15 protein-coding genes are annotated in these 13,418 nt (G+C 72.9%); 8 read left to right on the forward strand and 7 right to left on the reverse strand.

Annotation, left to right across the window (positions count from 1 at the left end; translation table 11 throughout):
- Positions 1 to 18 precede the first annotated feature (18 nt).
- On the reverse strand, positions 19 to 378 hold the full coding sequence (locus tag AMK33_RS20815) for a hypothetical protein (protein ID WP_073934394.1): 360 nt from the start codon (positions 376 to 378) through the stop codon (positions 19 to 21).
- A 156-nt stretch (positions 379 to 534) separates the two neighbouring features.
- Here AMK33_RS20815 and AMK33_RS20820 point away from each other — a divergent pair, with 156 nt between their 5' ends.
- Both AMK33_RS20820 and AMK33_RS20825 read left to right on the forward strand, forming a co-directional pair.
- A complete protein-coding gene (locus AMK33_RS20820) occupies positions 535 to 1,665 on the forward strand; it encodes an NADH:flavin oxidoreductase (RefSeq protein ID WP_073934395.1) in 1,131 nt (376 codons plus the stop codon).
- A gap of 210 nt (positions 1,666 to 1,875) precedes the next feature.
- Positions 1,876 to 3,348 carry an MFS transporter gene (locus AMK33_RS20825; protein WP_073934396.1) on the forward strand — a complete coding sequence of 491 codons (1,473 nt, stop codon included), beginning with the start codon at positions 1,876 to 1,878 and terminating at the stop codon, positions 3,346 to 3,348.
- A gap of 250 nt (positions 3,349 to 3,598) precedes the next feature.
- Here the strand turns inward: AMK33_RS20825 and AMK33_RS20830 are convergent, their stop codons facing one another.
- The 3 genes from AMK33_RS20830 to AMK33_RS20840 all read right to left on the reverse strand — a co-directional run bounded on the left by AMK33_RS20830 (position 3,599) and on the right by AMK33_RS20840 (position 6,196).
- A complete protein-coding gene (locus AMK33_RS20830; protein ID WP_073934397.1) occupies positions 3,599 to 4,168 on the reverse strand; it encodes a hypothetical protein in 570 nt (189 codons plus the stop codon).
- Between the two features lie 49 nt (positions 4,169 to 4,217).
- A complete protein-coding gene (murQ, locus tag AMK33_RS20835; protein ID WP_073934398.1) occupies positions 4,218 to 5,153 on the reverse strand; it encodes an N-acetylmuramic acid 6-phosphate etherase in 936 nt (311 codons plus the stop codon).
- Between the two features lie 101 nt (positions 5,154 to 5,254).
- On the reverse strand, positions 5,255 to 6,196 hold the full coding sequence (locus AMK33_RS20840) for a MurR/RpiR family transcriptional regulator (protein WP_073934399.1): 942 nt from the start codon (positions 6,194 to 6,196) through the stop codon (positions 5,255 to 5,257).
- 56 nt (positions 6,197 to 6,252) lie between these two features.
- Here AMK33_RS20840 and AMK33_RS20845 point away from each other — a divergent pair, with 56 nt between their 5' ends.
- The gene (locus AMK33_RS20845) at positions 6,253 to 6,666 is read left to right on the forward strand and encodes a hypothetical protein (RefSeq protein ID WP_073934400.1); all 414 of its coding nucleotides are present in this window, start codon (positions 6,253 to 6,255) and stop codon (positions 6,664 to 6,666) included.
- Complete coding sequence (locus AMK33_RS20850; RefSeq protein ID WP_073934401.1) at positions 6,663 to 6,941, forward strand: DUF4031 domain-containing protein; 279 nt, start codon at positions 6,663 to 6,665, stop codon at positions 6,939 to 6,941. The genes AMK33_RS20845 and AMK33_RS20850 overlap by 4 nt, the downstream gene beginning before the upstream one ends.
- Here the strand turns inward: AMK33_RS20850 and AMK33_RS20855 are convergent.
- Together AMK33_RS20855 and AMK33_RS20860 are read right to left on the reverse strand one after the other, a co-directional pair.
- Positions 6,923 to 8,008, reverse strand: a complete 1,086-nt coding sequence (locus tag AMK33_RS20855; RefSeq protein ID WP_235618150.1) for a GNAT family N-acetyltransferase — start codon at positions 8,006 to 8,008, stop codon at positions 6,923 to 6,925. The two genes, AMK33_RS20850 and AMK33_RS20855, sit on opposite strands and share 19 nt — an antisense overlap.
- Before the next feature lie 10 nt (positions 8,009 to 8,018).
- On the reverse strand, positions 8,019 to 8,681 hold the full coding sequence (locus tag AMK33_RS20860) for an HD domain-containing protein (protein ID WP_073934403.1): 663 nt from the start codon (positions 8,679 to 8,681) through the stop codon (positions 8,019 to 8,021).
- A gap of 48 nt (positions 8,682 to 8,729) precedes the next feature.
- On the opposite strand from AMK33_RS20860, the gene AMK33_RS20865 reads away from it, so the two are divergent.
- The 3 genes from AMK33_RS20865 to AMK33_RS20875 all read left to right on the forward strand — a co-directional run bounded on the left by AMK33_RS20865 (position 8,730) and on the right by AMK33_RS20875 (position 10,649).
- The gene (locus AMK33_RS20865) at positions 8,730 to 9,149 is read left to right on the forward strand and encodes a cytidine deaminase (protein ID WP_073934404.1); all 420 of its coding nucleotides are present in this window, start codon (positions 8,730 to 8,732) and stop codon (positions 9,147 to 9,149) included.
- A gap of 33 nt (positions 9,150 to 9,182) precedes the next feature.
- Complete coding sequence (locus tag AMK33_RS20870) at positions 9,183 to 9,863, forward strand: maleylpyruvate isomerase family mycothiol-dependent enzyme (RefSeq protein WP_073934405.1); 681 nt, start codon at positions 9,183 to 9,185, stop codon at positions 9,861 to 9,863.
- A gap of 96 nt (positions 9,864 to 9,959) precedes the next feature.
- On the forward strand, positions 9,960 to 10,649 hold the full coding sequence (locus AMK33_RS20875) for a copper homeostasis protein CutC (protein ID WP_073934406.1): 690 nt from the start codon (positions 9,960 to 9,962) through the stop codon (positions 10,647 to 10,649).
- 218 nt (positions 10,650 to 10,867) lie between these two features.
- On the opposite strand, the gene AMK33_RS20880 is transcribed toward AMK33_RS20875, so the two are convergent.
- A complete protein-coding gene (locus AMK33_RS20880) occupies positions 10,868 to 12,949 on the reverse strand; it encodes a HelD family protein (RefSeq protein WP_073934407.1) in 2,082 nt (693 codons plus the stop codon).
- A 277-nt stretch (positions 12,950 to 13,226) separates the two neighbouring features.
- Between AMK33_RS20880 and AMK33_RS20885 the strand changes: the two genes are divergently transcribed.
- Positions 13,227 to 13,412 (forward strand): hypothetical protein, encoded by a 186-nt coding sequence (locus AMK33_RS20885; RefSeq protein WP_107425167.1) that lies wholly within the window; start codon positions 13,227 to 13,229, stop codon positions 13,410 to 13,412.
- The last annotated feature ends 6 nt before the right edge of the window (positions 13,413 to 13,418 follow it).

Here is a 13,418-nt window from a genome sequence, read left to right on the forward strand (position 1 = left end):
GTGCCGCCCTCGGGCGTTTCAGGCGGCGCACCACGGCACGCGGCAGACGTGCGGTGACGCGCCCTGCGGGCACAGGCCCCGCAGCACCGCCTTGCGGACCGCCCGCCAGGTCCGCAGCGAGCACACCAGGCGGACGCGCAGCTCGACCGGTTCCCGTGCGCCGCCGCTTTGGCCCGGGTGCTCCCAGGCCCACTGTTCCGCCAGGTGGTCGTAGAGGTCGGCGGTCGTCATCCCGCTGCCGGGCAGGGTGCGCAGGACGGACCGTTCGACGAGCCGGGCACCCTGTGACGCCGCCACGGCCCCGTCGACGAGCGAGCCGGCCCACGCCAGCCCTTCCTCGTCCGCGTACAGGCCGAAGCGCAGGTGGCGTGTTCTCATCGGGCGACCGTACCCGGTGCGCGGGAAGGCGTCCCGTGTCCGGAGTCACACCTGTGTCCCGAGGGGAATTCCTCTTCCCGCTTCCCGGTTGGTGCCGGACGTGCATTTAATGCATGCGCACATACTGACCGGTATTCGAAGCAGAGGAGCCCCCGCGTGACCGTCACCTCCCCGGACACCGCCGCCCGAGCCGCCGGGATCCTCTCCCGGCCCGTCACGATCAACGGCCTGACCGTCCCCAACCGCATCGCCATGGCGCCGATGACCCGGATGTTCTCGCCGGGCGGTGTGCCCGGTGAGGACGTGGTGTCGTACTACTCGCGTCGCGCCGCGGCCGGTGTCGGGCTGATCGTCACCGAGGGGACGTACGTGGGGCACGAGTCGGCCGGGCTGAGCGACCGGGTGCCGCGGTTCCACGGGGAGGAGCAGCTCGCGGGCTGGGCGAAGGTCGCCGAGGCGGTGCACGCGGCGGGCGGCACGATCGTGCCGCAGCTCTGGCACATCGGCATGGTCCGCGAGCAGGGCCAGGCGCCGTATCCGGAGGCTCCGGCGGTCGGTCCGTCCGGGGTGCGCACGGACGGCACCGAGGGCAAGGGCGAGGCGATGACGCAGACCGACATCGACGCCGTCGTCGCCGCGTTCGCCCAGGCCGCCGCCGACGCCGAGCGCATCGGTTTCGACGGCGTGGAGCTGCACGGCGCCCACGGCTACCTCATCGACCAGTTCCTGTGGTCCGGCACCAACCGCCGTACCGACGCCTACGGCGGTGACCCGGTGGCCCGTGCGCGGTTCGCGGCGGAGATCGTGGCGGCGGTGCGCGCCGCCGTGTCGCCCGAGTTCCCGGTGATCTTCCGCTACTCGCAGTGGAAGCAGGACGCCTACAACGCCCGGCTCGCCGGGACGCCCCAGGAGCTGGAGGCGATCCTCGCCCCGCTCGCCGCGGCCGGTGTCGACGCCTTCCACGCGTCCACGCGCCGCTACTGGCTGCCGGAGTTCGAGGACTCCGACCTCAACCTGGCCGGCTGGACGAAGAAGCTGACCGGCAGGCCCGCCATCACCGTCGGCTCCGTCGGTCTGAACGGCGAGTTCCTCAAGGCCTTCCAGGGACAGGGCGCCGAGCTGGGCGGCATCGACAACCTGCTCGACCGGATGGAGCGGGACGAGTTCGACCTCGTCGCCGTGGGCCGCGCGCTGCTCCAGGACCCGAACTGGGCGGCCAAGGTGCTGGCCGGCCGCTTCGACGAGCTGACGCCGTACGACCCGGCGTCCATGCAGACCCTGAGCTGACGCCGTACGGGCCGACGTCCCCTGCGGACGCCGAGCTGACACCGTACGACCCGGCGTCCCTGCGGACGCCGAGCCGAGCCGGCGGATGGCGCTCCCGGACGCGGGGGCGCCATCCGCTTGTCACCCCGTTTTTAATTTGCTTAAGTCAATCAATCGCCTTAAAGTTGCCTGAGTCAAGTATTGGCCTGAGTCCCGACGGAGACCTCCTTCATGTCCGACGCACTCGACCGTTCCCCCACGCCCGGCACCGCCGCGCCGCCCAAGACCGGTGCCGTGGTGCCCGTACTGGCCTTCGGCGGCATCGTGGTCTCGCTGATGCAGACCCTGGTGATCCCGATCGTGGGGCAACTGCCGCAGTACCTGAACGCCTCCGCCGCGGACACCGCCTGGGCCATCACCGCCACCCTGCTCGCCGCCGCCGTCGCCACGCCCGTCATGGGCCGCCTCGGCGACATGTACGGCAAGCGCCGCATGCTGCTGGTCAGCATGGCCATGCTGGTGGTCGGCTCCGTCGTCGCCGGACTCAGCGACTCCCTGGTCCCGATGATCGTCGGCCGCGCCCTGCAGGGCCTGTCGTCCGGTGTGATCCCGCTCGGCATCAGCATCCTGCGCGACGAGCTGCCCGCGGAGAAGCTGGGCTCGGCCACCGCGATGATCAGCGCCTCGCTCGGCGTCGGCGGCGCCCTCGGCCTGCCCATCGCCGCGCTCATCGCCGACAACTTCGACTGGCACATGCTCTTCTGGATCTCGGCCGCGCTGGGCGTGGTCGCGCTGGTCCTGGTGCTGATCCTCGTACCGGAGTCGAAGGTGCGCACCGGTGGCCGGTTCGACCTGCCCGGCTCGGTCGGCATGGCGGCCGGACTGATCTGCCTGCTGCTGGCGATCTCCAAGGGCGGCGACTGGGGCTGGACGAGCGGCACCACCCTCGGCCTGTTCGCGGCGGCCGTCGTGATCCTGGTGGCCTGGGGCTTCTACGAGCTGCGCAACGACCAGCCGCTGGTGGACCTGCGCAGCACGGCCCGCCCCCAGGTGCTGATCACCAACCTCGCCTCGATCGCCATCGGCTTCGCGATGTTCTCGATGTCCCTGGTCATCCCGCAGGTGCTGCAGCTCCCGGAGGAGACCGGCTACGGCCTGGGCCAGTCGCTGCTGGTCGCCGGTCTGGTCATGGCGCCGTCCGGCCTGGTGATGATGGCGCTGGCCCCGGTCTCCGCGCTCGTCTCCCGCGCCAAGGGCCCGAAGGTGACGCTCATGATCGGTGCCCTGATCGTGGCCGTCGGGTACGGCCTGAACGTGCTGCTGATGAGCGAGGTCTGGCACTTCGTGCTGGCGTCCTGTGTCATCGGCGCCGGTATCGGCTTCACCTACGGTGCGATGCCCACGCTGATCATGGGCGCCGTGCCCGCCTCCGAGACGGGGGCCGCCAACGCCCTCAACACCCTCATGCGGTCCATCGGCACCTCCGTCGCCAGTGCCGTCGCCGGTGTCGTCCTGGCCCAGATGACCACTCGGTTCGGCGGGTTCGCGCTGCCGTCCGAGGACGCCTTCCGTACGGTTCTGGCGCTCGGGGTCGGCGCGGCGCTGCTCGGGTTCGTCATCGCCGCGTTCATTCCGCGGCAGCGTGCCGCGGGGGCGGAGGAAGCGGTCGTCACCGGGAGTGTGCCGGAGCCGTCGAAGGCGTAGGGCCGGTCGGCGCCACCGAAGGGCGGCCGCCGTCCCGGGAACCCCGAGGCGGCGGCCGTTGCCGTGTCCGGGGTCGTGGTGGGCCCGGGAGTCGTGGTTGTCCGCGCCGGCCGGATGTCCGGGCCTTCTCTCGCCCCCGCCGCCCCTTCCCTTCCCGTCCCTGGGGCTCCGCCCCAGACCCCGTGCGCAGTTCCCCGCGCCCCTTCAGGCCGGACCCCCTTCGCGCCTGTGGCGCGGGGCGGGGTGTTCGTCAGGGGTTGGCCATCGGCTCGATGTCGGTCCTGACCGGCGTTCCCCACACGCGCAGCACCTCGTAGTCGGTGAACTCGTGCACGATCCGGTACGCCGTGGCGGGGTGGGGCCCGCGCCGCTGCGCCGCGACGAACAGCTCCGCCTCGCGCCGGTCCCGGCGCGGGGTGCCGCACAGCTGCCACGTCTGACCGTTCCACAGCTCCGGCAGCCAGCGCTGCTGCGGCTGCGGCCGGTCCCCGCGCACCCCGTACCGGGACGGCGCGGGCTCGGCGGGCCGGGACTGCGGGGCCGGACCGTTGAACTCGGCGCGGCGGGCGGCGCGGCGCCGGGTCTCACAGAGCAGGCACAGGTCAGGGGCGCTCTCGTCGACCGGTCCGGTCGGGTGCTCGGCGCAGCGCGTGCTGGGCGCGGCCGTGGTGACGCTCTCCTCCAGCAGGTCGAGGGCCCGCCGCAGGTCGTCCTTCACTTCGTGCAGCCGGGCGTCCGGGGTGTCGCCGGACAGCGCCTCGCCGTGCTCCCCGAGCACGCGCAGGGCGCGGCCCAGGGCGGTGAGCTGCGCGTGGTTCATGGTTCGTCTCCGGGTCGGGTGCTCTCCAGTATCCGCCCACGGATTCCTTCTACTCCCGCGCCCTGGTGAGCGCCGCGCGCAGATGGCCGTCGGACTCCGCGAGCAGGCGGGCGGCCGTCGGGCCGTCCACGTCCGCCAGGATGACCAGGATCGCGTGCTTGACCTCGCCGTCCGTGGCAGTCAGGGCCCGCTCGATGACGTCGTCCGCCGCGCCCGTCGCCTGCGCGACGATACGGCGGGAGCGGGCGCGCAGCTTCTCGTTGGAGGCCCGCACGTCGACCATCAGGTTCCCGTACGTCTTGCCCAGCCGGATCATCGTGATCGTCGACAGCATGTTCAGCACCAGCTTCTGCGCCGTACCGGCCTTCAGGCGCGTGGAACCGGTGAGGAACTCCGGGCCCACGACGACCTCGATGCCGTGCTCGGCCGCCGCCGCCAGCGCACTGCCCCGGTTGCAGGCCAGGCCCACGGTGAGGGCGCCGCGCGCACGGGCGTACGCGACGGCGCCGACCGCGTACGGGGTCCGGCCGGAGGCGGAGACACCGACCACCGTGTCGTCGGCGGTCAGCTCCAGCGCGGCCAGGTCGGCCTCGGCCAGCTCACGCGAGTCCTCGGCGCCCTCCACCGAGGTGACCATGGCGTCGGGACCGCCCGCGATCAGGCCGACGACCCGCGCGGGGTCGGTGTTGAAGGTCGGCGGGCACTCGGAGGCGTCCAGCACCCCCAGCCGGCCGGCGGTACCCGCACCCGCGTAGATCAGCCGCCCGCCCCGGGCCATCCGTTCGGCGACGGCGTCGATCGCGGCGGCGATCACCGGCACCTGCTCACCCACGGCCCCGGCCACCGTGGCGTCCTCACCGTTCATCAGCCGCGCGATGTCGAGGGTGGGCAGCCGGTCGACATCCGCCAGCTCGGGCCGGAACGCCTCGGTGGTGAGCGTCTCCAACTGGGCACGGAGGTCGCGGTGGTGGGAGGTGGAGGTCATGACGGTGTCTTTCCGGTCTGGGGTCGGGCGGCCAACCTAGGGGCGCGGGGAACCGCGCGATCAACCACAGACCACCCGCGGTCAACCACGGCGGCGCGGCCCTACGGCCCCTTGCGAGCTGCCCGGTGCCGGTGCGCCAACGCCTCGTACGAAGCGGACAGCGCCGGCGCCGCCGACTCGTACGTCCGCTGAGCGACCCCCACGAACAGACAGTCCACCACCAACAACTGCCCCGTCCGGGACGACATCGCGGCCGGCCGCAACTCGCTCTCCCGTGCCGTGGACGTGGTCAGGACATGATCGGCGTACTGCGTGACGGGACCGTCCGGGCGCCCGGTGACCGCCACCGTCGTCGCCCCGCGCTCGAAGGCGACCCGGAGCGGCTCGATGACGTCCCCGGTCGACCCGGAGTGCGTGATGGCGATCGCCACGTCTCCCGACCGCAGCTGCACCGCGTTGGTGACGGCGAGGTGCGGATCGCTGTGGGCGTGCGCCATCAGACCTATGCGCAGCAGCTTCTGGGTGAGGTCCTGGGCGACGAGGCCCGACGCGCCGACGCCGTACACATCGGTGCGGCGGGCCCCGGCCAGGGCGGTCACGGCGGCGGCGAGCTGCACGGTGTCCAGTCCGGCCGCGGTGTCGGCGAGGGTCTGCTGCTCGTCGTAGGCGAGTTTCGCCACGACGTCGGCTATGGGGTCGTCCACCGCGATGTCGGTGGTGATGGCGGGTGCGCGCCCGGACTGCTGCTGGGCGGCGAGACCGGCCAGGGCGAGGCGCAGATCGCGGTAGCCGGGGTAGCCGAGCAGGCGGGCGGTGCGTACGACGGTGGCCTCGCTGGTGCCGGTGAGTTCGGCGAGTCCGGTGACCGTGAGGGCCGCGCAGCCGGCCGGGTCGTCGGCGACGGCCTCGGCGACCCGCTGCATGGAACGGGTCATCGACGGAGCCAGCGTGCGCACCTTGGCCGCCAGGGCGGCGGGCGCGGGAGGGGAGGGCGTACTGCCGCCCGAACCGTTCCCGAAAATTTCCTTCACTTCACGGGTCACAATATGAAAGATATTTTCGTTCCGGCCGTGCGGTCAAGAGTGCGCACAATGGGGGCATGGACCCCCACGATCCGCCCGGCGAACCCGGCGCCCCCGGACCCCGCCCGGTCAGCCCCCTGGAACAAGCCCTGCACGCGGCGCGCGCCCTCGTGCTCGCCGACCTGGTCGCGCGCGAGGTCGCCGAGGCGGACGTGGTGTCCATGGTCGAGGAGTCCGTCACGCACCGGCGCTGGTGGGTGGAACAGTGGCCGGACGGCGCCGGGTTCCTCGCCGGCCTGGTCGCCCAGGACGTACAGGACGCCCTGCTGGAGCGGCACGGGCGCTGGCCGCTGTGCCCGGTCTGCGGCACCGGCGACCCGCACGCGCTGGAGGTGGAGCCGGAACTCGGTCCCGACCCGCACTGGGTGTGCCACAAGGCGGGCGTGAAGGTCGCGGCGGTGGGCCGGCTGGGCGGAGCGGTCCCCTCGTGACCGTCTACATCGACCCGCCTACCTGGCCGGGCCACGGCCGGATGTGGTCCCACCTCGTCAGCGATCTCTCCTACGACGAACTGCACACCTTCGCCGACCGCCTGGGTGTCCCCCGCCGCGCCTTCGAACGCGACCACTACGACGTCCCCGCCCACCGGTACGCCGACGCGGTGCGCGCGGGGGCGGTCGAGGTCAGCAGCCGTGAGGTGGTGCGGCTGCTGCACGGGGCGGGACTGCGGCGCCGCAAGGGCGCGGCTCAGCCGCGGAGTTCGTAGGAGATCTGCCCCTCCTGCCGGGACACTTCGGTGAAACCGGCCCGGGTGACGACCTTCTGCGAGGGCACGTTCTCCTCGTCGACCACGGCGGCCACCGTCCGTACGCCGTCCTGCGCGAGCGCCCACGCCGACAGGGTGCGCAGCGCCTCGGTGGCGTAGCCGTTGCCGCGGGCGTCCACGGAGAGGTCGTAGCCGATCTCCACCCCGCCGTCCTCGTCCGGGACGCCGTGGAACCCCATCGCGCCCACCGCGCGGTCGTCCTCGCGCCGGACCAGTACGTACATGGCCCACTCCGGGTGGAAGACACCCTCCTCGTACTGCTTGAGCAGCATCCCGGCGCCCTCCCGCGTCCCCTCGAACGGACCCGAGTCCACCCAGTGGAACCCGCCGTCACCGGCGAGGGACAGTTCGGCCGCGACCGCGGGGGTGACGCCCTCCAGCAGGAGCCGCTCCGACCGGAGCACGGGGTTGTTGCTCCACTTCCACTCGGTGACGGGCACCCGCCCCGGCAGATCACCGCGCCCGGTGGCCCACAGCAGCGTCCGCCACGGCGTGGGACCGGGCCGGACCTGCGGGAAGATCCGGGTGAGGACGAAGGCGGCCAGCTCGGCCGGCGGCTCGTAGCCGATGCCCAGCCCCTCGGCGATGTCGTGCGTGTGCAGCAGCACCTCGGCGACGCCCATCGCGGCGAAGCCCTCACGGCTCGCGTGCCCGAAGGGGTACGGGTGGAAGGCGCGGACGGCGCGCGGGGTGGTGCGGACGGCGGCGGCGAGCAGGGCGCCGGTCGTGGTGATCACCTGGAGGGCACCCGCGTTGTCGGCGGGGTCCAGGCCGTCCTCGCTGCCGTCGAGGGTGATCTCGAAGGGCACGTACGCGTCCTGCGCCCGTCCGGCGATCTGCCCCGCGTACGCGATGAGATCGCTCGCGATGTGCGCCGCCGTCTCCCGGCAGTCCCACTCCAGCCGCCCGGCCCGCACCCCCGTCCAGTCCCGGTCGGCGACCGCCCCCAGCGCCGCCACGCAGTCCGCGACGGCTTCCTCCACCTGTTCCGCTCCCACAGCACGCATGCGGGGCAGGCTAGGCGGGCGGCGCGGCCGGGGTCGACAGCATTTCCAGCTCGCCGCGCATGTTGTAGCGGGCGGTGGCCTCCCAGTGCTCCCGCCCGTACGGCGTACGGAACAGGCGCGGCAGGGCGAGGAGTTGCCGCAGCACATCGGCCCGTCCCGCGCGGAACGCGTCGTTCGGCACGAAGTGGTACTCCTCGCGGACGGCGGCGGTGTAGGCGGCGTACGACGACGGCGACGCGGCGAGGATCGCGAGGTCGGCGTCGCACAGCACCTGCCCGTCCCGGTCGTCGTCGGCCGGATCGTGCGTGACGGTGAGCCGCACCAGCCGGGCGACCTCGGCGGTCTTCTCCGCGGACACCCCGGCCTCGGGGAGCGCCCGCTCGGCGAGCCGGGCGGAGCGCTCCTCGTTGGTGGACCGGTCCGGCAGGTAGACCGCGTCGTGGAACCAGGCGGCGAGCCGTACGACGTCCGGGTTGTCGGCGTACTCCTCCAGCACGTCGATGTGGTCCAGGACGGCGGTCAGGTGGGTGAGCGTGTGGTAGTGCCGCTGGGGCTCGGACCAGCGGCGCAGCAGTGCGTCGGCGTACCGGTACGGCTCGGGGAAGCACGCGCCGTCCCGTGCCGGGAGGAGGGCACGCAGCCAGCGGTCACGCAGGGCGTCGGTGTCGGCCATGGGCCCATTGTCCGCCCCGGCTCCCGACGCCTGCCGCACACTGAGGGGATGACCACGCAGATCCACTCCGCCGACCGTGAACTCGTCGAGGCCGCCGCCGAGGTCGCTCGTACCCGTTGCCGGGGCGACAACCACACCATGGCGGCCGCCGGCCGCGGCCGGGACGGGCGGATCGTCACCGCGGTGAACGCCTATCACTTCACCGGCGGGCCCTGCGCCGAGCTGGTTCTCGTCGGCGCGGCCGCGGCTCAGGGGATCCACGAACTGGAGACGATCGTCGCCGTGGGGGACCGGGACCGGGGGGTCGTTCCTCCGTGCGGCCGGTGCCGGCAGGTCCTGCTCGACTACTTTCCCGGGCTCGAGGTCATAGTCGGCGAGGAGGAGGGCGAGGGCGTCCGTGCCGTCCCCATCGCCGAGCTGCTGCCCGTGAGCTATGTCTGGGCCGACCATCAGGTCGACGCCCAGTAGGCCGCGGGCCCCCGCCGCACTAGCGTGGGCGGCATGACGACTCCTGCGGATGTGCGGAACGTACGAGACCCCGAACTGCCCGGTCGGCTGCTGGCCGTCGAGCGGGACGCGCTGATCCCGTTGCTGCGGGGGAGGGCCGACGGGGACTTCGCGCTGCCGGTGGCGGCGTGTCCGGGGTGGACGGTGCGGGATGTGCTGGCGCACTGTTCGGCCGCGTTCACCCGGGTCCTGGAGCGGCGGTTCGAGGACGGGGTCTTCTCGCCCGAGAGCAATGAGCGGGACATCGCCGAGCGGGCCGAGTGGACGAACGCCCGGATCGTGGACGAGCTGGAGCGCGGGATGACCGGGGCGGGGCCCGTGATCGCCAAGGCGGGCGGGGCGCTGGACGTGCTCGCGCTGGGCGAGTGGGTGCACGCCGGGGACGTACGGGTCGCGTTCGGGGAGGCGGGGGCGTACGCGGGCGCGGGACTGCCGTACGCGCTCACCCTGCTGGGCCAGGTGACCAGCAGGAAGGGCCATCTGCCGCTGCATGCCGACCTCGACGACGCCGACGAGCCGCTGCGGCTGGGCGACGCCACGGGGGAACGTCCACCGGCCCGCTACATCGGCGACGGGCCGACCCTCGTACGGCTGTACGCGGGGCGTCCGGTGGACGGTGCCGCGTACGAGCTGGCCGGGGTGGAGGCGGCGGAGCTGAACATTTTCGGGGACTGAAGCGGAGGGGCGGGGCAGCCTCGGACGGGCGGTCGGGCGTAGTCTTGGATTGGACTAGACCTGTAGTCGCCGTCTGATGCCGAGGAATGGGGTCCCATGAGCAAGCGTGCAGTCCTGGAGGTGATCGCCCTCGACGTCGAGGACGCGGTGGCCGCCCAGGCCGGAGGTGCGGACCGCCTCGAGCTGGTGACCGACATGGCGGCGGACGGGCTGACGCCTTCGGCGGCGACCGTCGCGGGGATCCGGGCGGCCGTGGACATTCCGGCGCGGGTGATGCTGCGGCTGGCGGACGGGTTCGCCGCGGGGAACGTCGAGCGGCTGGTGGGTGCCGCGTGCGAGATGCGCGAGGCCGGGGCGGAGGAGTTCGTGCTCGGGTTCCTCGATCCGGACGGTGATGTGGATCTGGGGGCGGTGGAGCGGGTCGCCTGTGTGCTGGAGGGGTGCCGGTGGACGTTCCACCGGGCGATCGACCGGGCCGCCGACCGGGATGCTCTGCGCAAGCAGCTTGACGGGGTGCCGGGGCTGGACACCTACCTGACGGCCGGGGCGGCCGAGGGCGTGGGAGTGGGGATGCCGACTCTGCTCGCGGAGGCTCGGCGGCGGGGGGAGCCGGGGTACGAGCAGCAGTTGCTGGTGGGGGGTGGGCTGGGGTTGGAGCATGTGCCGACGCTGCTGGATGCGGGGATCGATGGGTTCCACATCGGTGGGGCGGCTCGCCCCGGGGGGTGGGCCGGGCCCGTGTCGGCGGAGGCCGTCGCCGAGTGGCGGCGGGTGCTGGGGGGCTGAGCGTTCGCTGCCTTGTCACCGGGCGTCGGGCTGGGCGGGGTTGCCGCTGGGTGGGGTTGCGGCTGGGCGGGGGGTGTTCGCGCGGCCCGGCGCTTGCGGGGTGCCGTCGCGCCCACCCGTGCCGCCCTGCGGCACGACTGCCCGCGGATCGTGGGGAGCGGCGGCGGCTGTCCGCGGATCGCGGGGAGCGGCGGCTGCCCGCGGGGGCGGTGAGGAGGCTACGTCAGCTGGTCCGGTAGGGGGGCGTTGTGGGTGACGATCAGGCCTGATACCGCTCGGGTCAGGGTGACGTAGAGGCGGCGGAGGCCGGTGCGTTCGTCCGGTTCGGCGGCGACCACCGCGCGGGGTTCGTCCAGGAGTACGTAGTCGTACTCCAGGCCCTTCGCCAGGGAGGCCGGGACCAGGGTCAGGCGGGTCTCGTGGGTTGTTTCCTCGCCGGGGGCGATGTAGGCGATGCCCGCCGCCGTCAGCGCCTTCGCCAGGTCCGGGATGTGGGGGTCCGCCGCGATCAGGCCCACCGAGCCCTCGTTGCGCAGGAGTTCGCGGCACGCGGAGACCACGTCGTCCGTTCCTTCGGACCGGCGGACCTCGAAGAAGCCCGGGTTCTCGCGGATCGACGCCACCGGGGTCAGACCCGGCGCGATGTGCGGGAGGAGCCGGGAGGCGTAGGTGATGACGTCCGTCGGGACACGGAAACCGGCCGTCAACTCCTCGATCGCCGCGTCCTGTTTGCCCAGGTGGAGCAGGGCCTCGTCCCAACTGCGCGTCGCCCACGGCGTGGTGCCCTGGGCCAGGTCGCCGAGGACGGTCGCCGAACCGGTCGTGCAGCGGCGGCCCACCGCGCGGTACTGCATGGGGGACAGGTCCTGCGCCTCGTCGAGCACCACGTGTCCGAGGGAGTGCGTGCGCTGGACGAGGTCTGTCGCCTCGTCGATCAGCACCGCGTCCGCCGCCGACCACTTCGCCGACTTCGCCGAACGGGCGGGCTTCGCCCACAGGATCGTCTTCCGCTCCTGCTCGTCGAGCAGGCCCTCCGCGTGCTCCGCCAGGAACTCCGGGTCGCTCAGCAGCCGCAGCACCAGCTTCGCCGGGTCCACGGCAGGCCAGACCGTCTTCACCGCCGCCTTCACCGCGCTGTTGCGGGCCACCGCGTCCTGGACGCGGTCGTCCGGTGCCTCGCCCGCCCGCTCCATCTGCACCAGCACGGCGTGCGCGATGCGCTGCGGGAGGGCGTCGCGGGCAGCCCCGTAGCGGATGTCGCGGTCGAGCAACTGCCGGACGATCTCCTCCAGTTCGTACGCCGGGACCCGCCAGCGGCGTGAACCGCGTACGACGACGACCGGCTCGGTGGGCATCGTGACGTGTGCGTAGAGGGCCCTGCGCAGGACCTCCGCCATCCGGGCGTCGCCCTTGACCACCGCCGCCGGCGCGTCGTCCGTCCCGCGCACCTCCACGTGCGCCACCAGGTCGTCCACCGTGGCCTGCGCGACCGTCAGCTCGCCCAGCGCGGGCAGCACCTGCTCGATGTAGTGCAGGAAGGAACGGTTCGGCCCGACGACCAGCGTGCCGGTGCGGGCCAGCCGCTCGCGGTGGGCGTAGAGGAGGTAGGCGACCCGGTGCAGGCCGACGGCCGTCTTCCCGGTACCGGGACCTCCCTGCACGCACACGCTGCCCGACAGCCCGGACCGTACGATCTCGTCCTGCTCGGGCTGGATCGTCGCGACGATGTCCCGCATCGGGCCGACGCGCGGACGCTCGATCTCCTGCTGGAGCAGCTTGCTGGTGGTCGCCGCCTCTGCCGGGTCGGAGAGGTGCTCGTCCTCGTACGCGGTGAGGTCGCCGCCGGTGTAGCCGAAGCGGCGGCGCAGCGCGATGTCCAGCGGGTCCTTCTTGGACGCCCGGTAGAACGGCTGGGACACCGGCGCACGCCAGTCGATCACCATCGGGTCGCCGTCCGCGTCGTGCACATGCCGGCGCCCGATGTAGAAGCTTTCGCCCTCCGCGCCTTCGGCCTGCTCGGCGCCGGGGGAGTGCAGATAGTCGAGGCGGCCGAAGAACAGCGGGGTGTCGCTGAGGTCGGCCAGCGCCTTGACGCGCTCCTCGATCTGGTGCGCCAGCGCGGCCGCGTTGACCCAGTTCGCCGTGACGTCGCTGATGTCGAGGGCCTCGACGTCCTCGCGCATGGCGCGCAGTGCGGAACGGGACGCGGCGAGGTGGGAGCGTTCGCGGGCGAGCGGGTCGTCCGCAGGGGTGGTCGTGGGACCGTCTACGGGCTCGTCTACCGGTGTGGACGCGGACAAGGGTGTGCCTCCGGGAGAACTGCTGCTGAGGTTGCTGCGAGATACCGGCCGGTTTCCGTCCGGACGGCGGCGCTCCGTGAGGGGAGGCGGGCAAGAGCGGAGATTCTAGGGCGCCGGGCCGGTGCGCTCCAAACCATTTATCCCCCGCCCCTCGCCCCCTAGGGGCGGGAGCTCCTGCCTGAGAGGTACGGGTCGCCCCGGAGACGTACACGGAGGGCCCGCGGACCGGTCCCTTCGACCGATGCCCGTACCGCGGCCGGAGAGCAACCATGGAGACATGAGCGCAGCGACCATCAACCCCACCACCCCGCCGGTGCGGCCGACCGGCGCGACCCCGATCCAGGGCGGTCACCCGCACCGCCTCGGCGATGCCCTGCGCGCCGTGAAGGTGTTCTTCGGCGCCGCCTTCGACGTGGTCCTCCTCGGCGAGTACGCCGAGGAGGCGGGCGTCCGCCGCAAGTAGGCGGCG

This window comes from Streptomyces sp. CB02400 (assembly GCF_001905725.1).
Taxonomy (GTDB): domain Bacteria; phylum Actinomycetota; class Actinomycetes; order Streptomycetales; family Streptomycetaceae; genus Streptomyces; species Streptomyces atrovirens.

Excerpts from the sequence above, each read along its gene's own strand:
- AMK33_RS20815 (WP_073934394.1), bottom strand. The coding sequence starts at position 378 with ATGAGAACACGCCACCTGCGCTTCGGCCTGTACGCGGACGAGGAAGGG.
- AMK33_RS20825 (WP_073934396.1), top strand. The coding sequence starts at position 1,876 with ATGTCCGACGCACTCGACCGTTCCCCCACGCCCGGCACCGCCGCGCCG.
- AMK33_RS20830 (WP_073934397.1), bottom strand. The coding sequence starts at position 4,168 with ATGAACCACGCGCAGCTCACCGCCCTGGGCCGCGCCCTGCGCGTGCTC.
- murQ (WP_073934398.1), bottom strand. The coding sequence starts at position 5,153 with ATGACCTCCACCTCCCACCACCGCGACCTCCGTGCCCAGTTGGAGACG.
- AMK33_RS20845 (WP_073934400.1), top strand. The coding sequence starts at position 6,253 with ATGGACCCCCACGATCCGCCCGGCGAACCCGGCGCCCCCGGACCCCGC.
- AMK33_RS20855 (WP_235618150.1), bottom strand. The coding sequence starts at position 8,008 with ATGCGTGCTGTGGGAGCGGAACAGGTGGAGGAAGCCGTCGCGGACTGC.
- AMK33_RS20860 (WP_073934403.1), bottom strand. The coding sequence starts at position 8,681 with ATGGCCGACACCGACGCCCTGCGTGACCGCTGGCTGCGTGCCCTCCTC.
- AMK33_RS20865 (WP_073934404.1), top strand. The coding sequence starts at position 8,730 with ATGACCACGCAGATCCACTCCGCCGACCGTGAACTCGTCGAGGCCGCC.
- AMK33_RS20870 (WP_073934405.1), top strand. The coding sequence starts at position 9,183 with ATGACGACTCCTGCGGATGTGCGGAACGTACGAGACCCCGAACTGCCC.
- AMK33_RS20875 (WP_073934406.1), top strand. The coding sequence starts at position 9,960 with ATGAGCAAGCGTGCAGTCCTGGAGGTGATCGCCCTCGACGTCGAGGAC.
- AMK33_RS20885 (WP_107425167.1), top strand. The coding sequence starts at position 13,227 with ATGAGCGCAGCGACCATCAACCCCACCACCCCGCCGGTGCGGCCGACC.